At 67.9% G+C, this 16,255-nt stretch carries 15 protein-coding genes and 2 pseudogenes; 7 read left to right on the top strand and 10 right to left on the bottom strand.

Features of this window, described 5'->3' with window-relative positions:
• The 3 genes from BCD49_RS39675 to BCD49_RS39670 form a co-directional block, all read left to right on the top strand.
• Positions 1-557: IS256 family transposase (locus BCD49_RS39675; RefSeq protein WP_198939492.1), on the top strand; the 557-nt coding region annotated here is incomplete at its 5' end.
• Positions 526-1,005, top strand: coding sequence for a helix-turn-helix transcriptional regulator (locus tag BCD49_RS46735; RefSeq protein WP_425343322.1), 480 nt, complete (start codon positions 526-528; stop codon positions 1,003-1,005). The genes BCD49_RS39675 and BCD49_RS46735, both read left to right, overlap by 32 nt.
• A 316-nt stretch (positions 1,006-1,321) precedes the next feature.
• Entirely contained in the window at positions 1,322-4,039 is a 2,718-nt protein-coding gene (locus tag BCD49_RS39670) for a hypothetical protein (RefSeq protein ID WP_007515423.1), read from the top strand.
• A 51-nt stretch (positions 4,040-4,090) separates the two neighbouring features.
• On the opposite strand, the gene BCD49_RS46070 is transcribed toward BCD49_RS39670, so the two are convergent.
• On the bottom strand, positions 4,091-4,219 hold the full coding sequence (locus tag BCD49_RS46070; protein ID WP_269799820.1) for a hypothetical protein: 129 nt from the start codon (positions 4,217-4,219) through the stop codon (positions 4,091-4,093).
• A gap of 119 nt (positions 4,220-4,338) precedes the next feature.
• On the opposite strand from BCD49_RS46070, the pseudogene BCD49_RS45735 reads away from it, so the two are divergent.
• A pseudogene (locus BCD49_RS45735) lies at positions 4,339-4,551 on the top strand (integrase core domain-containing protein); the annotation flags it as partial.
• Positions 4,552-4,560: 9 nt separating this feature from the next.
• Here the strand turns inward: BCD49_RS45735 and BCD49_RS41765 are convergent.
• Both BCD49_RS41765 and BCD49_RS39665 read right to left on the bottom strand, forming a co-directional pair.
• A complete protein-coding gene (locus tag BCD49_RS41765) occupies positions 4,561-4,902 on the bottom strand; it encodes a J domain-containing protein (RefSeq protein WP_232794024.1) in 342 nt (113 codons plus the stop codon).
• Positions 4,903-5,355: 453 nt separating this feature from the next.
• A complete protein-coding gene (locus BCD49_RS39665) occupies positions 5,356-5,787 on the bottom strand; it encodes an Hsp20/alpha crystallin family protein (RefSeq protein WP_007515425.1) in 432 nt (143 codons plus the stop codon).
• A gap of 152 nt (positions 5,788-5,939) precedes the next feature.
• On the opposite strand from BCD49_RS39665, the gene BCD49_RS39660 reads away from it, so the two are divergent.
• From BCD49_RS39660 to BCD49_RS39650, 3 genes are all read left to right on the top strand, one after another.
• Positions 5,940-6,278, top strand: coding sequence for a MerR family transcriptional regulator (locus BCD49_RS39660; protein ID WP_007515426.1), 339 nt, complete (start codon positions 5,940-5,942; stop codon positions 6,276-6,278).
• Between the two features lie 164 nt (positions 6,279-6,442).
• Positions 6,443-6,826, top strand: coding sequence for a transposase (locus tag BCD49_RS45730; protein WP_007515427.1), 384 nt, complete (start codon positions 6,443-6,445; stop codon positions 6,824-6,826).
• Positions 6,827-7,410: 584 nt separating this feature from the next.
• Positions 7,411-7,887, top strand: coding sequence for a ferritin family protein (locus tag BCD49_RS39650; protein ID WP_007515428.1), 477 nt, complete (start codon positions 7,411-7,413; stop codon positions 7,885-7,887).
• A gap of 590 nt (positions 7,888-8,477) precedes the next feature.
• Here BCD49_RS39650 and uppS read toward each other — a convergent pair.
• The 7 genes and pseudogenes from uppS to BCD49_RS39615 all read right to left on the bottom strand — a co-directional run bounded on the left by uppS (position 8,478) and on the right by BCD49_RS39615 (position 16,216).
• The gene (gene uppS, locus BCD49_RS39645) at positions 8,478-9,254 is read right to left on the bottom strand and encodes a polyprenyl diphosphate synthase (RefSeq protein ID WP_027140521.1); all 777 of its coding nucleotides are present in this window, start codon (positions 9,252-9,254) and stop codon (positions 8,478-8,480) included.
• An 87-nt stretch (positions 9,255-9,341) separates the two neighbouring features.
• Entirely contained in the window at positions 9,342-10,622 is a 1,281-nt protein-coding gene (locus BCD49_RS39640) for a hypothetical protein (RefSeq protein WP_007515431.1), read from the bottom strand.
• 103 nt (positions 10,623-10,725) lie between these two features.
• A pseudogene (locus BCD49_RS39635) lies at positions 10,726-11,127 on the bottom strand (LLM class flavin-dependent oxidoreductase); the annotation flags it as partial.
• A gap of 106 nt (positions 11,128-11,233) precedes the next feature.
• The gene (locus tag BCD49_RS39630) at positions 11,234-11,947 is read right to left on the bottom strand and encodes a 3'(2'),5'-bisphosphate nucleotidase CysQ (protein ID WP_007515433.1); all 714 of its coding nucleotides are present in this window, start codon (positions 11,945-11,947) and stop codon (positions 11,234-11,236) included.
• A 146-nt stretch (positions 11,948-12,093) separates the two neighbouring features.
• Positions 12,094-14,019 carry a sulfate adenylyltransferase subunit CysN gene (gene cysN, locus BCD49_RS39625; protein ID WP_007515434.1) on the bottom strand — a complete coding sequence of 642 codons (1,926 nt, stop codon included), beginning with the start codon at positions 14,017-14,019 and terminating at the stop codon, positions 12,094-12,096.
• Positions 14,020-14,090: 71 nt separating this feature from the next.
• The gene (gene cysD, locus BCD49_RS39620; protein WP_198535966.1) at positions 14,091-15,038 is read right to left on the bottom strand and encodes a sulfate adenylyltransferase subunit CysD; all 948 of its coding nucleotides are present in this window, start codon (positions 15,036-15,038) and stop codon (positions 14,091-14,093) included.
• Positions 15,035-16,216, bottom strand: a complete 1,182-nt coding sequence (locus BCD49_RS39615; RefSeq protein ID WP_007515437.1) for a sulfotransferase family protein — start codon at positions 16,214-16,216, stop codon at positions 15,035-15,037. The genes cysD and BCD49_RS39615 overlap by 4 nt, the downstream gene beginning before the upstream one ends.
• Between the last annotated feature and the right edge of the window lie 39 nt (positions 16,217-16,255).

Raw genomic sequence — 16,255 nt, 5'->3', positions numbered from 1 at the left:
TCGGCGACGTGTTCTTCCTCGTCTGCGACGGGCTGAAAGGGCTGCCCGAGGTCGTCGAGAACGTCTGGCCCGCCACCACCGTCCAAACCTGCATCATTCATCTGATCCGCAACACCTTCCGCCTGACCTCCAGGCGCGACCACGACGCCATCAAACGCGACCTGCGGCCTATCTACACCGCTCCGACCCCGCAAGCCGCGGCCGTCGCGCTCGACGAGTTCGAGGAAACCTGGGGAAAGCAGTACCGCGCGGTGATCCGGCTGTGGCGGAACGCCTGGGAGGAGTTCATACCGTTCCTCGACTACGACGCCGAGATACGGCGGGTCCTGTGCTCCACAAACGCCATCGAGTCGCTGAACGCCCGCTACCGCCGCGCGGTCCGCGCCCGCGGGCATTTCCCGTCAGACCAGGCCGCGCTGAAATGCCTGTACCTTGTCACCCGCAGCCTGGACCCGACCGGGACCGGCCGCGCCCGGTGGGCAGTCCGCTGGAAGCCCGTGATCGACGCCATGGCGATCACTTTCCGTGACCGCTGGCCGTCCGCCGAGACCTACTGATCAAAACTGCCGGAAACACCGGTCACGGGATACTCCCTCGCCGCGATATGCACGACTGGTGATATCACCATCTGCCGATATCGGCCTAGTATTGATTTATGGTGATACCGATTGGCGAGTACCAGGTGATCGCGGCGCGGGATCTTGGAGCGGCCATCAGGCACTACCGGTCCGCGGCTGGGTAACGCAGGTGGCGGCGGCGGAGGCAATGGGAGTCGGGCAGTCGTACGTGTCGTCGTTGGAAGCGGGGAAGTTCGGCAGCTCGTTGACGCACGCGTTGCGGTTGCTGCGGTTCGTGGGGTGCGAGGTCGTCGATGGACGCCGATGCCACCGCCGTCCCGCCGGGCGGGCGGGCGAGGCGCGCAGGATCGAGAACGGTCCCGTGGCCGTCCGCGTGAGCGCGGCCTCGCGGCCCCGGTGCCGATCCTTCGCTGAAGGAGCTCGCTGATGCTGCGCGACTGTCTGGTTGTCGTGGTCGAAGGCGCCCACGCTTCGGGCAGGACGACGCTTACTCACGTGCTGGCCGCGTATTACTGGGAACGCGGTGTGCGCGTCGCCTGTGTGCCGCAGCCTGTCCGGAATTCTCCGGTTCTGCCGCGTGCCGCCCGTTCGATCACGACCGGGGCCAGCCTGACAGTGGTGGCTCGCTCATGCTCGGAGCGGGCCGTTTCGGGTCCATTCTCGCCAACTGGCCCCGTGAGATCACCTGGCGGGACTAGCCTTTCCCGTGTTCTGGGGCGGGGCCGGATGCGGGGAGGCTGGCAATGAACGAGGAGCAGCGTGCGGAACTCATGGCGATCGCGGCGCTGGTCGATGCTTTCGTCGCAGAGCCCACGCAGCGCGCGCTGGATACGATCCTCACCAGGCTGCGGCGCCTGATTCGTGACGTGCAGGTGCGGGCCGGCGGCATCGAGAAGCTCGACGATGGCACCCTCAAGGCGATCGGCTACGACGGGATCGAGCTCACCGGGCTTCGCATGATCAGCGCGATGCTGCGGCGTGAGCTGCGCGTCTTGTTCGCGCCACCCGCCGTCCCCCCGCGGGCTGTTCCCGGCCGCAACGAGATCGCCGCCGTCTGCGCCGAGCAGGCGGGTGCCATGAGGCTGCTGGCGCAGCGCGTGCCGCCGGTGAACTTCGGGAACCCGCGGCAGGGCTTCCCGGGCGTGCCGTTCACCACCCTCGCAAGGCACGCGTGCGTCATCGACCTCGGCACGAACAAGCTCTACCTGTCGACCGAACCCCACGTGCGGATCGACCTGTACGGCTTCACCGCGTCCATCGTCCAGCTACGCACGTTGGGCGTTACCTTCCTGGGCCTGACCGGTATCGCCGACCTCCCGCCGCAGGAACAGTCCTGGCTGTGCGGCGCGGCCATCCGCCTCTTCGTGGAATTCGCCTACACGGTTCCCCAGTTGTGCTGCAACGTCGAGATCGCGGCCGGGGATCGCAAGCTCTACCTGCGCCTGGTGCTCACCGAGGACCGGGCCCTGTTCCTCACCTGCGAGTCGCGGATCGCGCTGCGCGCGCGCCCGACCGGCGCCACCCTGCAGGTGCTTAAGGAATCGCTGCGCCGTACCTACCAGCTGCGTGCCGTGTCCGAGCAGGGCGCCGTGTGGACCGTCGAGGAGCTGCTGGAGATCCAGGCGGCGTTCGCCAAGATCCCGCTCGCGGACCGCGGCGCGCTGGTGGACCTGGAGCTGGTGCGGTCGGGTAGCTCACAGATCGACCGGCCGGACGCGGCGCAGCACCGGGGCTACTACGACACCGTGAACCATTCGTTCACGATCCTGAACGGCGCGTTCGCTGATCTCAACGGATTCGTCGGGTCCGGCGATGACGCCGTTCCCTATAGCCATTTCGTGATTCTCCATGAGATCGGCCACGTCGTGGAGAACTGGTACAGGGTGCCGGGCGGGCAGGACGGTGGGGCCCTTGCCCTGTTCGGCGCCCAGGTGGAGGCGCTGCAGGTCCAGCCGTTCACGATCTACGCGTGGCACAACTGGGCAGCCAAGCCGATCGAGTTCTTCGCGGACGCCTACTCGTACTTCCTCAACGACCCGGGCGCGATGGAATACGTGTCGCACCAGCTGTTGACCTGGTTCCGCCAGGGCGGGTACCGCATCACCCGCGGCGGCACCCGGCTCGCGATGACCGGACTGGCCGGCCCGCTGCAGACCCTGCTGGGAGCGTTGGACGGCCTCTGTAACGCGCTCACCGCCGTGCGTTCGACTGACCAGAAGGCCGTCGACAGCCTGCGCGTGTCGGCATCCACGCTGATAACGCAGCTGCGCGCGCTGTTCGACACGCTCACCGGGTATTGGGACGCCCGGATCGAGCGGGCGGTCCTGTGGTGGGTGGCGGAGTTGTTCAAGAGCGAGGCGACACCGCGGCTGAGCCCGCCCGGCGGCGGGCTGCCAGCCCCCACCGTCTTCGCCGAGTTGAAGGCGATCTTCCTGCGCGAACGCGAGACTCTCGCCACCCTGCTGGCCGTCGTCGTGACGCCGCCCGTCCGCACCCTGCGCCGGGTGTCGTCCGGTGCCTGCACGATCCTCATGCTGCCGGACGGCGTCACCGTCGTCCGCGGCCGGCGAGGTGGCGACCGCGTCATGCGGTCGCTGCCCCGGGCGGTCGCCGCGCTGCGTGAGCTCGGGTTCACTGGGGTCACGCTGCATGACAGCACCGGTGGGATCTCGTTCTGGGAGTACACCTGGCTGTACAACGCCGCCGCGACGGTCTTCACGGACTGCGATTCGCAGTTCGCACTGGCCGTCAACGTCTCGGTCGCCGTTCCGAGCCGCGACCGACCGCTGCTCGTGCGTTTCACGTTCTTCGCCAACCGGTCCCTGTGGATCGAGTGCGAGAACGTGGCCCCCGCCCTCGCGGTGCCGCCCTCGGTCGAGACGTCGACGCAGCTCCTGCGCGACCGCTACAAGGTCAAGGCGGTCACCACCGCGGGCGGGTGCGCGTGGACGGCGGGTGAACTGGTCCAGGTCTGCGACGCGTTCACCAAACTCCCGGCCGCCGACCGCCGCGTCCTGCAGAACTGCACCCTCGTCCGCGGCAACGGCGCGACACTGGGGAAGGGCACGTACGAGGCCGCGACCCACACGCTGACCTTCTCGGACGCGACGTTCACCAGCCTGACCGAGGGATTCCACGGCCGCAGCGGCGCCGTCGCACCACCGAGCCACTGGAACGTGCTGCGTCTCGTCGGACAGGCGGCCGCGATGCACAACTGGGCGTGGGACGACGAACCGCCCCTGACGGTCTCGCTCTGCCTGGGCCCCTTCACGACCGCCGCCACCCACCTCGGCCTCGGCGCCAGCATCACGCTGCTCGCACCGGACGCCCAGCCGCAGTGGATCGAGTTCTTCGCCGACGCCTACGCACTGAACCTGTGCGAGCCATACCTGCTGGCCTGGATCTCGCCGGGGCTGCAGTCCTGGTTCGCGACCGGCGTCTACCGCCAGTACGTCGGTTGACCGCCGCCCGGCCGCGAGCGCCTAAGCAGGCGGCGATAGGAAGCTCAGGGCCTACTTCGACAGCGCGCCGGCGACCATCGAGGAACCGGTTGATTTTCGCGCATCGAGACCATCGAGGTCGATGCGGCCGAAGTGCACCGGCTCGGCTTCAGTGGGCCCCTGGAACAGGTCCCTGCGCAAGATCCGAGCCCGCGTGGTAGCCGAGAGCAGGAGGTCGCCGGCCTCGTGGAGCCAGCTCGGGGACGCCGGTAGCGGCGCGGATCTCCAAGTGCGGCCAACGCGTCGGCGCCGGCGAAGAGGAAGTCACCGACCGCATGCTGATCCTCAGTGACCGGCACCTGCGGACGGTCCTAGCCGACTATGCGGGCCACTACAACGGGCGATGACCCCACCGCAGCCGTGATCTTCGACCGCCACGGCCCGGCCATCCCATCGCCGACCTGACCACCGAACGGATCAGGCGCCGGCCCACCCTCGGCGTCTTGATCAACGAATACGAACGAGTCGCATAAAAGCCCAGGTCAAGATCGGTGATCCAGCTCTGGCACTCTACCGGGTGGCCCGGCGGGCTGGCTCGGAATCCTCGCGCGCACGGAGAGACTGATCGTGCCGGGCGCGTTCGGCACGGCGGGCGTCGTAGTCGACTCGCTGGCTGGGGTCGCGCGGCACGGCGTAGGCGGCGACGACCGCCGTAGAGCCGTGTCGTGTTCGTGATCGGGGTTGGTTTGCGCGGCCTGTCGCGCAGGCATGCGGGTGTCCGGGTGATGGCGGCGCATCAGCGTGCGGTAGGCGCGCCTGATCTGGCTGGCCGAGGTCGAGGGGTCGACCCCGAGCACCAGGTAGAGGTCTTGGTCGGTGGTCATGCACGGGTCCCCCATCTGACCCGATCGGGCGGCCGGTCTGGCCCCCGGTGGGGGCCAGGCCGGCGTGTGAACCGACGTGCTGATCGAGATTCCTTGGGGAGCCCTGAGCGGCTGTGTCTCCCTTCGCCGTGCCGCTGGGTCGGTGTCGAGGGTCGGGCTGCCAGGCGGCGCCCGCTGCCCGGCTCGCCGTCGCAGCCGTCGGGCTGCCGGCGGTCCGGGTGGGTGAGGGAAGGAACGGTCCGCGGTCGGCGGTGGTCCCGGCGCCGCTGGTCCTGGCACGGATGGCTGCCCCGGCCCGCCCGGCGGAATGTCGCTGTCCCACGCGGCCGAGATGATCGCGTCGAACTCGGCGCGCAGCAGGTCGGGGTCGGAGCAGATCAGATCGGCCAGCTGCGCCTCGACCGGCCGGACCGGAGCCGCCCCCTGCGGGTTCGTCATCGGTCCGGCGCCGTGTCAGGCGTGGATGGCCCGGCGGTCGTCGCTGGACGTCTCGATCGCGATCTTCCGGGGCTTGGCCTTCTCGGCGACCGGGATCCGCAGGGTCAGCACGCCGGCGTGGTAGCTGGCGGTGATCTTCTCCGTGTCCAGGTTGTCGCCCAGGATCAACTGGCGGCTGAACACACCGCGGGGTCGCTCGGCGACCAGGACCTCGCCGTTCCCCTTCAGAGCCGGACGTTCCGCCCGCACGGTCAGCACGTTGCGCTCGACGTCCAGATCCACGGTGGCGGGGTCCACCCCGGGCAGGTCGAACTCCGCCACGAACTCCTCGCCCTCGCGCCAGGCGTCGATCGGCATCCCGGTCGGCCGGGCCACCGTGCCCAGGGTGCCGAGCACCTGCTGGCTCAGCCGGTCCAGCTCCCTGAACGGGTCGGTGCGCACCAACATCGGAACTCCACCTCCACGATCACGATCTTGTAGATCAGAGCGTTGGGTCATCCACTTATCTGTGGTGGCTGACCTAGATTTTTATATAGCACCGGTGACAGACTGAGGCAAGACCCCGGTCGGCCGTCCGGGGGAGTCCCTGGAGGCGCCCCGTGAGCCCGTCCGATGTCGACCCAGCTCAGGGGGTGTACGGGATCTCGGTGGCTGCCGATCTGGTCGGGATGGACCCGCAGAGCCTGCGCCTGTATGAGCGGCGCGGGCTGCTCGAGCCGGCCCGCACCGACGGCGGGACCCGCCGCTACAGCAGCGACGACCTGGCCCGGCTTCAACGGATCGGGCATCTACTCGCAGCCGGACTGAATCTCGCCGGGATCGCCAAGGTGCTCGAGCTGGAGACCGAGAACGCACGGCTGCGGGCCGAACTCGAGCTGACTAAGGCCGCGGAGGTGAAGCCGCCACCTCGGCCGGCCGGCCGTCGAAGCACGGACTGAGGCAGGAAGGGGGTCAAGGAGGACCCAGGCAGCCGTTGACGGTCGCGATGATCTTCGCGGATACGTCGTGGACGTGGACCGGATTGGTTTTGAGCTGGCCGTCGAGCCCGTGGCGACGGGAAACCACGTCACCGTCGAGCCGTACGTGAACGGCCGCCGGCCTGGTGGCGACCGACTTCTTCCACCTGGACACCATCGCGCTACGCCGGCTCTACGCCGTGTTCGCCATGGAGATCCAGACCCGGCGCGTCCACATCCTCGGCGTCACCCCCCGACCGCGGCCTGGGTCACCCAACAAGGCACGCCACCTGGCCATGGACCTCGACGGATGCCTCGGCCGCTTCCGATTCCTGATCCTCGACCGGGACACGAAATACCCCCAGGCCTTCGACGACGTGTTCGCCTCCGAATGCGTCCAAGTCGTGCGCACTCCCCCGCGGATACCACAGGCGAACCGCTACGCGGAACGGTTCGTCCGCTCCGTCCGCCAGGAGCGCACCGATCGGATCCTTCCTCTACGGCGAGCGCCACGCCACCGTCGTGCTTGAGGAGTACGCCCGCCACTCAACGATCATTGACCCCACCAAGGACGCGGCCAGCGCCCACCGAACCACGACCCGGCGACCGTCACACCCCTCGACGGCCCGATCCGCCGCCACACGGTCCTCGCGGGCATAATCAACGAGTACCACCGCGCCGCCTGATCGAACGGCGAAACCGCAGACCACGCCCCAGAATTGAGTTCTGGCACGCTACACGCCTTCTCAACGATTTTTCCCATGGGAAAGGTCGAGGACATCATCTGCGAGAAACGGCCATGTCCGTCGAGAACTACAAAGATTCATTTGGCTGACACAGTACCGTTATTCGAACGCCTGACCGGAACACCGGCCGCCAGTACCGCGTCGGCCCGCCTCCACCTGGTTGAGAACGCCGCCACCGGCCGAGCGACAAGCCTCCCGACGAGATCTGGCCGCCCAGGTGGGACGGAAGGCCGCCGGAGTCGCACGTCCGCGCGGATGCGTCCTTACAGTCGTGCACGCTGACAGTCCGTCCGCCGGTCTGCGCGTCGGGCCCACCGGCGTCGGGCACTCCGGTGGACCGATCCCGCTCCGAGGAGGCGACGAAGACGGTGAACGACCTGGACTTCCGGTCGGCGGCGATGGCCCTGGCGGCGCTCGATCACCTGGGCGTGCCGGACCTGGAGATCCTCTACAAGCTGGAGCGGACGGCCGCCAACCTCTACGAGCGCCTGGCAGACCGGATCGGTGACGGCGAGGCGGCCGAACTCGTCCGCCGCAACGCCCGGGAAGAGCTGGGCCACGCCGGCCGGGTACGCCGTGCTCTGACCATCAAGACCGGCAGGCCGTTCGAGCCCACCCCGGACATGGACGCCGGATATCCGGTCGAGGCCCCGGCGGTGGTCGACGCGGCGTTGCTGGCCGCGGTCATCGAGGGGGAACGCGCGGGCGATGTTGACTACCAGCGCTGGGCGGACGCGGAGGCCGACCCCGAGGTCGCCCGGCTCCTGCGGATCAGCGGTCGGGAGGAGACCGGCCACGCCGCCCGCTTCACCCAGGCGATCGCCGCGCTCGACGCCTCCCGCTGACGGGAAGGACTGGGCCGGCGAAACGCTTGAGGGTGAACAAGCAAGTTAGAGACGGAGACATTTACCTGCTCGACGGCCACCAGCAAGCAGCTTTCCTCCAATCTCGGGTCCGCGGTGCTCCCGCGGCCCTTCACCCGTCGGGTGTCGAGCAGGCCCGCGTCACCGGCCTCGCGGTAGGCAGCCACCCATCGCTGCACGGTCCGCTCCGACCTGCCGAGCTCACCGGAACGGACAGACACACGCCGAGCCGTTTCTCACCGACTTGTCCCACGGGACAGATCGAGGACATCATCTGCGAGAAGTGATCATGCCCGACGAGAATCCACAGAATCTCCGTTGGCTGGTGGAGTGCTGTTATCCGAGACCTGCGGTATTCATCGTCGAGACCTTGAGGTTCTCTGGGTGTCGGCGGGATGATCCGTCACGGAGTCCGCTTTGCAGGGAGTCGTCGGGGGGCTTTGACGAGCGTGAGCCTTGTTCTTCCCCGTCGGCCGTCGGGCGCCGTGGCCCACCTGGTGGTTTCGCGCACCGGTGGCTGCACCGGGCGGCGAGCCGGCGGCAGAGCTGGCAGGCCGTCGGAAAGCACCGGGTCAGGCGCCGTGGCGGCGGCCACGGGCGGCGTAGCTGCGCAGCGCCCGCAGGAAGTCGATCTCGCGGAACGCGGGCCAGTACGCCTCGCAGAAATACAGCTCGGAATACGCGCTCTGCCAGAGCAGGAAGTTCGACATGCGCTGCTCGCCGCTAGTGCGGATGACCAGGTCGGGGTCGGGCTGGCCGGCCGTGTAGAGGTGGCGGGCGACATCCTCGGCGGTGAGGGTCTCGGCCAGGTCGGCCAGCGAGCCGCCCGTCTCGGCCTGCTCGTGCAGGAGGGCCCGGAACGCGTCGACGACCTCCTGCCGGCCGCCGTACCCCACGGCGAGGGTGACGTGCGCCCCCGTCGAACAGGATCGGGTGATCTCCTCGGCGTTCTTGAGCGCGCGAGCCGTGCTGTCCGGCAGCGCGTCGAGCAACCCCGCGATGTGCATCTGCCACGCCGGATCGGGAGTCGCGATCTTGTCGGAGACAACCTGCTCGATGACCCGCATGAGGAACGCGATCTCGGCATCCTCGCGGTGGGCCAGGTTCTCGGTGGAGCAGACGAAGACAGTCACGTGCTTGATCCCGGCCGCCTCACACCACGACAGCACGTCCTCGACATGGTCGGCGCCGAACTTGTGGCCGAGGCTGGGATTGGCCATCCCCATCTGGCGGGCCCAGCGGCGGTTGCCGTCCATGATCAGGCCGACGTGCCTCGGTAGCTCAGCTCCCTTGAGCGACGCGCGGAGCCGACGGGCATACACCGTGTAGGCAAGATCACGTATTGGCACAGCCTGAATCTATGCCCGTCTGTCCTCGGGCCGGCTCGGCGGGGCCACGCCGACGGTATTCCTCACCATCGGCGATCTTGTGGACAGCTAGAGCGTGCGGGAGTGATATTCGGCGGCTCGGGCCGCAAGCTGGGCTGCCCGCTGTTCAGGATTGACCCGGGGAAGATCGAGGCTGTCCAGGGCCGTGAGGGGGATCACCTGGAAGTCGCGTACGAGCGCGGCCGGGTCGATCGACGCGCCGGGCGGTGTCGCCTGCCACCGGATGAGCCCCAGACCCTCGGCGAGGCCGGTGGTGTCGAGCCAGTTGGCGACTCCGGGGTCTTCGTGGGCGAGAACGAAGGTGAAGGTGCCGTCGGGGTTCGGCATGGTCTGAGCCAGGTTGAGCGAGACCTGGTGCTCTTTGGCGTTGGCTCCGATCATCCACGGATCCATGAGTTGGAAGCCGGTGTAGGCCGCGCCGACAGGGTCCGTCGTTACGGCGATCGCCTCGCCCGGGCGCAGGTTCCAGCTGAGCGCCACGGTGAAGCCAGCCATGCTGCCTGTGCGGGTGTGCCCGGGGCTGATCCGGTTGCCCTGCAGACCGCCGAACCAAACGTTCGGAAAGTTCGCCCAGAACAAGAGGTAGTTCGGTAGGTCGCGGTATACCGCCTGCTTGACCGCCGCGATGTCGAAGGGGGCGGATTCCTGGTCGTCAAGCGGGCGCAGGTCCATCCAGGACGGGCGCTGGTTCCAGTCGGCGAGCATGTCCCGGGACCCGAGGGAGAGAAGACCTGGCGCCGAGAGCAGGTGGACGGGGCTTTCCTCCTTCGGGCCGATGGTGATACGGAAAGATCCGTCCGCCGCGATCTGGAGGTGGCGGTCGGTGATGCTGGCGAGGGGGGTCAGGTCGGTATTGTTGACCATGTGCGGCGGGGTGACCTTGGTGCCGCGGTGCAACTCGATGTTGAGCTGCGCGGGTCGGCGGTCCGGGTCGAACCGGCCGAGGACCTCGAAGCGCCGGGCTCCGTCCACGGAGGCAATGCGATAGATCGCGTCCGGATTGTCGCCAGACGTTCCGACGCCGGGCAGGGTGTGGCCTAGCCATTCCCGGGGGGTGTCGTCCGTGACCCAGAGCTGGGATGGCGCCGGCAGGAAGTTCGCGGTCTCGGCCATGATCAGCGAGTTGGACCACTGGGAGATCGCTTCGTCGAGGGTGGCCGCGCCTGACGGCGACTGGCCGCGTGGTGTCGCCGCGAGCTGGTCGCGCAGTTCGGCCCGCAGGCGCTTGAGCCGGGCGTCCTCGAGGATCTCCAGCAGGGTGTCCTCGGCCAGGATCTGCGACGGCGTGGCCAGAACTGGCCGGGTCTGCTCAGTTTCTTGAATAGTCATCGTGATCGCTCTTCCTCGTGGATTCTCATGAAGGACGTCGAGATCCGACGAAACCGGCCGTCGACCAGAGACCGATGTTCGGGTGGCGTGCGACCCTGTGGCCGAACAGGGTGTTGCGCTCTTCGATGTCCACGCCGAGCGCGAAGAACTCTGACCTCATGTAGCCGGTACCGAGCCCGAGTACGATCCGCCCGTCGGAGACCTTGTCGACGGTCGCCGCGGCCTTCGCGAGCAGGAACGGGTTGCGATACGGCGCGACCGAGAGATTGGTGTGCAGCCGCAGCCGCGTGGTCACCGCCACGACGAAGCCCAGAGYGACGAAGGGGTCAAGGCTTTGATGTCCTCCGCTGGCGAGCCATCCGGCGCTGGGAGCGGGATGTTCGCTCAGGCAGAAGCCGTGAAATCCTGCTTTCTCGGCAGCGGACGCCACCTGCCGCAGTCCGCCAGCATCAAGCATGTCGCGCTCGGTGCCGTTGGTCTCCGGATAGTGGTAGATGAAATGCATCGGCCGCTAACCTCCAGACTCAGGCGAAATACCGGTGTGGCATCTCGGGGGCCGCACTCGGTCGGCGGCCGGTGCGGCGTCTCGGTGGTTCTCGCGCGTGCGGTGGTCAGACGCCCGCAAGCGCACCGACGATTTCGTCAGCGATCTCCGGATGACAGATCAGCAGATCGGGGAGATACGGATTGTGCTGGTTGTAGCGCAGCGGGCTCCCGTCAAGCCGCGAGACGTGCAGTCCGGCGGAGGCGGCAACGGCGACCGGTGCGCAGGAGTCCCACTCGTACTGGCCACCGGAGTGGGCGTAGACGTCGGCGTTGCCGCGGACGACGGCCATAGCCTTGGCGCCGGCCGACCCCATGGGGAGCAGCTCGGCATCCAGCCGCGAGACGAGTAGATCCACGCAGGCGGGTGGACGGGTGCGTGAGACGACGAGACGCAGCGCCCCCGGACCTCGAGGCGCGAGTATGACCGGCGTGCCGGTGTGCAGGACGAGCCTCTGAGCGGGCAACGCGACGGCGCCAACTGTCGGCTGGCCTCCGACCGCGAGGGCGACATGGACCGCCCAGTCGTCCCGGGGCGGCTCGCCGTATTCGCGGGTTCCGTCGAGCGGATCGATGATCCACACCCGATCCCGGTCGAGGCGCGCGAGATCGTCCGCGCCTTCTTCGGACAGGACGGCGTCGTCAGGCCGGGCGTCCGTCAACAGGCGCAGGAGCAGCTCGTTCGACTGCCGGTCACCCTCTTTGCCGCCCTGCGCGCGGATCGCGAGAAGGTGATTTCCGGCCTGCTCCGCGAGCCACGCGGCGAGGCTATGGTCGTCCATTTCGCCGTCCGAATGGTTGGTGGTAGGTGAACGTCATGGCCCGCGGACCGGGTGATACAAGCCGGCGCCTGACGCTGGCATCGTGCGTGCTGAGCGGCGAAACACCGCCCGCCAGCACGCACGAACATCGGGACGTCACGTCACACCTATTCCACGGGTGGAACGAGGAAAGCGCGTTCCCGGAGGTAGGTGACAACTCGCTCCGCGCTGTCGCTGGCGGAGATGATACCGGTGGCGTCGAGATGGATTTCGGGGTTGACTGGTGCTTCGTAAGGCGAGTCGATGCCGGTGAAGTTCGTCAGCTCGCCACGGCGCGCTTTGGCGTAGAGACCCTTGCGGTCGCGGGATTCGGCGACCGCAAGCGGTGTGTCGACGAAGACCTCGATGAACTCGCCGTCGTCGAGCAGGTCGCGGGCGAGCTGGCGTTCGGCCCGGAACGGCGAGATGAACGACGCCAGCACGATCAGTCCGGCGTCGGCCATGAGCCTGGCGACCTCGGCGATCCGGCGGATGTTCTCGACCCGGTCGGCCTCCGTGAAGCCCAGGTCCTTGTTCAGTCCGTGGCGGACGTTGTCGCCGTCGAGCAGGTAGGTGTGGTGGCCCAGCTCGTGGAGCCGCTTCTCGACCAGGTTCGCGATGGTGGACTTGCCGGCGCCGGACAGGCCAGTGAACCAGACTACCGCCGGTCGCTGGCCCTTTCGCCGGGCACGGACCTGCTTGTTCACCTCGACGGCCTGCCAGTGGATGTTGTGCGACCGGCGCAACGCGAAGTGCAGCAGGCCAGCGGCGACGGTGGCGTGGGTGAACTTGTCGATGAGGATGAACCCGCCCATGTCCCGGTTGACCGCGTAGGGGTCGAACGGGACGGGCCGGTCGAGGTTGATGTTCGCGACGCCGATCTCGTTGAGTTCGAGCGTCTTCGTGGCCGTCTGCTCCAGGGTGTTGACGTTCACCTTGTACTTCGGCTGGGCGACCGTCGCGTTGACCGTGCGGGCGCCGACCTTGAGCAGGTAGGGCCGGCCGGGGAGCATCGGCTCGCCGCTCATCCAGACGAGGTGGCACTCGAACTGGTCCGCGACCTCCGCCGGGCTGTCAGCCGCAGCGAGCACGTCTCCGCGGGAGACGTCGATCTCGTCGGCGAGGGTCAGCGTCACCGACTGGCCGGCGACGGCCTCGGGGAGGTCACCGTCGGTGGTGACGATCCGGTCGACGGTGGATTCCTGCCCGGACGGCAGCGCGCGTAGCCGGTCGCCGGCGCGGACGACCCCGCCGGCGATCTGCCCGGCGAACCCGCGGAAGTCCAGGTTCGGCCGGTTGACCCACTGCACCGGCAGGCGGAACGGTCCGGTGTGCGCGGTGTCGGCGATGTCGATGGTCTCGAGATGGCCGACCAGGGTGGGGCCGGCGTACCAGGGAGTGTTCGCACTGGGTTCGGTGATGTTGTCCCCGCGCAGCGCCGAGAGCGGAATGCACTGGATCGCGTCGCCTGCTAGCCCGATCTGGCTGGCGAACTGTCGGTAGTCGGCCTCGACGGCGTCGAAGACCTCCTGGGAGTAGTCGACGAGGTCGAGCTTGTTGACCGCCAGAACCACGTGGCGGATACCCAGCAGCGAGACCAGGTAGCTGTGGCGGCGAGTCTGGGTGAGCACGCCCTTGCGCGCGTCGATCAGGATGACCGCGAGCTGGGCTGTGGACCCGCCGGTCACCATGTTGCGGGTGTACTGCTCATGGCCCGGCGTGTCTGCGACGATGAACTTGCGCCGCTCGGTGGAGAAGAACCGGTAGGCGACGTCGATCGTGATGCCCTGTTCGCGCTCGGCGGCCAGGCCGTCGACCAGGAGCGCGAAGTCCAGCTCGCCGCCCTGCGTCCCGACCTTCTTCGAGTCGGACTCGAGAGCGGCGAGCTGGTCGGAGAACACCAGCTTCGAGTCGTACAGCAGCCGGCCGATCAGGGTCGACTTCCCGTCGTCGACGCTGCCACACGTGATGAACCGCAGCATCGACTTGTGCTCGTGGCGCCGCAGGTATTCCTCGATGTCCGTAGCGACGAGTTCGTTGGTCGCGTGTGCCATGCGTCGCCTCCTTTCACGGGGTCGGCGGACTTGGAGAATGCCATCCCTGAGACGGCTCGCCGACCGGCAGGCTAGAAGTAGCCCTCGTGCTTCTTCTTCTCCATCGACCCGGACGAGTCGTGGTCGATGATCCGGCCCTGACGTTCCGAGCTCGTCGTCAGGAGCATCTCCTGGATGATCTCCAGGAGCGTTGATGCCTCGGATTCGATCGCGCCGGTCAGCGGGTAGCAGCCCAGGGTGCGAAAACGAACGCTGCGCTGATCGGGGACCTCGCCCGGCGCCAGCGGCATCCGGTCGTCATCCACCATGATCAGAGTGCCGTCGCGTTCCACGACCGGCCGCGGCGCGGCGAAGTACAGCGGAACGATCGGGATGTTCTCCCGGTGGATGTAGAGCCAGATATCCAGCTCGGTCCAGTTCGACAACGGGAACACGCGAACCGACTGACCCGGTGCCTTGCGGGCGTTGTACAGGCGCCACAGCTCCGGCCGCTGGTCCTTCGGATCCCAGCGATGCGCCGCCGAGCGGATCGAGAACACACGTTCCTTCGCCCGCGACTTCTCCTCGTCCCGACGCGCCCCACCGAACGCCAGGTCGAACCCGTACTTGTCCAACGCCTGCTTCAGACCATCGGTCTTCCACACGTCGGTGTGCATCGCCGAACCATGGTCGAACGGGTTGATCCCCCGCGCCAGCGCCTCCGGATTCCGATGGACCAACAGATCCAGGCCCAGCTCCGCGACGAGTCGGTCCCGGAACTCGTACATCGCCCGGAATTTCCACGTCGTGTCCACGTGCAGCAGCGGGAAAGGCGGCTTCGACGGGTAGAAGGCCTTGCGCGCCAGGTGAAGCATGACCGCGCTGTCCTTACCGACCGAGTACAGCATCACCGGCAGCTCCGCCTCGGCGACAGCCTCCCGGAAGATCTGGATGCTCTCCGCCTCCAGTCGCTGCAGATGGCTCAGCTGGGCGGTACCGGGTGGCAGCATCGACACCTCGCCCGGTGTTCGTGTGCTCATGGCGACTCGATGAGGTCGCGGGCGCTGCCTGACGTGCTTGCGGGACGGTCGGTCCAGCGTGCCACGCGGGCGACGTAGCGCGCGAACCGCGGCCGGATCGCGTCGAGGTCGAGACCGTAGTCGGCGGGGTCTGAGTGCTTGACCCGCACGCGGTCCTCGGAGTTCTCCTTCCACCAGCGGCGCATGTTGTCCTCGAACGCCGGCGACACGGGCTCACCGAGCCAGTCGTAGAGACCGCGGATCTCACCGAGTGGGTCCTGCTGCATGGCGCGGAAGTCGATGTCGTAGAAACGATGCTCATTGCCGTCGTCGCGGAAGGCCATCGTGCGGTCCATGCCGGTCGCCAGGACGTTGGTGTTGAGCGCGCCGATGTACTCCTTGTCGACGGCGTCGTTGAAACGCAACGCGACGTTGGCGTACAGGTCGCAGACTGAGACCAGAACCTCGGTCGGGTCGCGGTGGGTCATCACGAACCTGGCCTCGGGGAAGACCTTGTCGATGTCGGCGATATGAGCCAGGTGGTTCGGGTTCTTCAGCCGCCAGGGCTTCGCCGGCTGGCCCCACTGCAGGTATTTCAGCGCGCGTCGCATGTACTGGAACGTCTCGGTGAGATCCGCGTCGAGCAGCCAGTCGGCGTAGGACGGCACTCGGGCGAAACACTCCAGGTAGTGGACCTTGAAGTCCAGCAGCATCAGCTCATGGCATTCCTGCGGGCCGTCGGGAAACGACGGGACGAGGGCCTTGTCGAGCTCGGAGCGCCGGGACTGGACCTCGATCTGGCGCAGCAGCCGCGGGTCCGGGAACTCCCGCACCGCCGCTGGCGGCGGCACGAGTTCGGCCGCCTCCCAGCGGTGCAGATAGCGGATGCCCGGGTCCTCGGCGAGCAGCCCCGCCAGCGCGGTCGAGCCGGTGCGGGGAAGGCCGAGGGCGATGAGGGGCTCGATGATCGGCGCGTCGTCGGTCTCGGGATGGTCCTTGTACCACTGCTCGATGTGCAGACGGGTCGTGAGGGCCCGCAGCAGCAGGCCGCGCAGGGCTGCCCAGCCGGACGCGTTGAGCTGGGCCTCCGTCTCCAGGGCACGGGTCGCCCGCTCCAGGCCTTCGCGGAAGGAGTCGCCGCCGAAGTCGTCGAGGCCGGTCGCGGCGCGGGCCTCGTCGATCAGATCGTCATGTAACACGCTGATGAATCCCTTCAGCCTTCGTGGCGCGGTGCCTTG

The sequence above is a fragment of the Pseudofrankia sp. EUN1h genome, assembly GCF_001854645.1.
In the GTDB taxonomy this organism is placed as follows: Bacteria; Actinomycetota; Actinomycetes; order Frankiales; family Frankiaceae; genus Pseudofrankia; species Pseudofrankia saprophytica.
The sequence above is the reverse complement of the archived record's forward strand: the minus strand, read 5'-3'. Positions and strand labels throughout refer to the sequence as shown.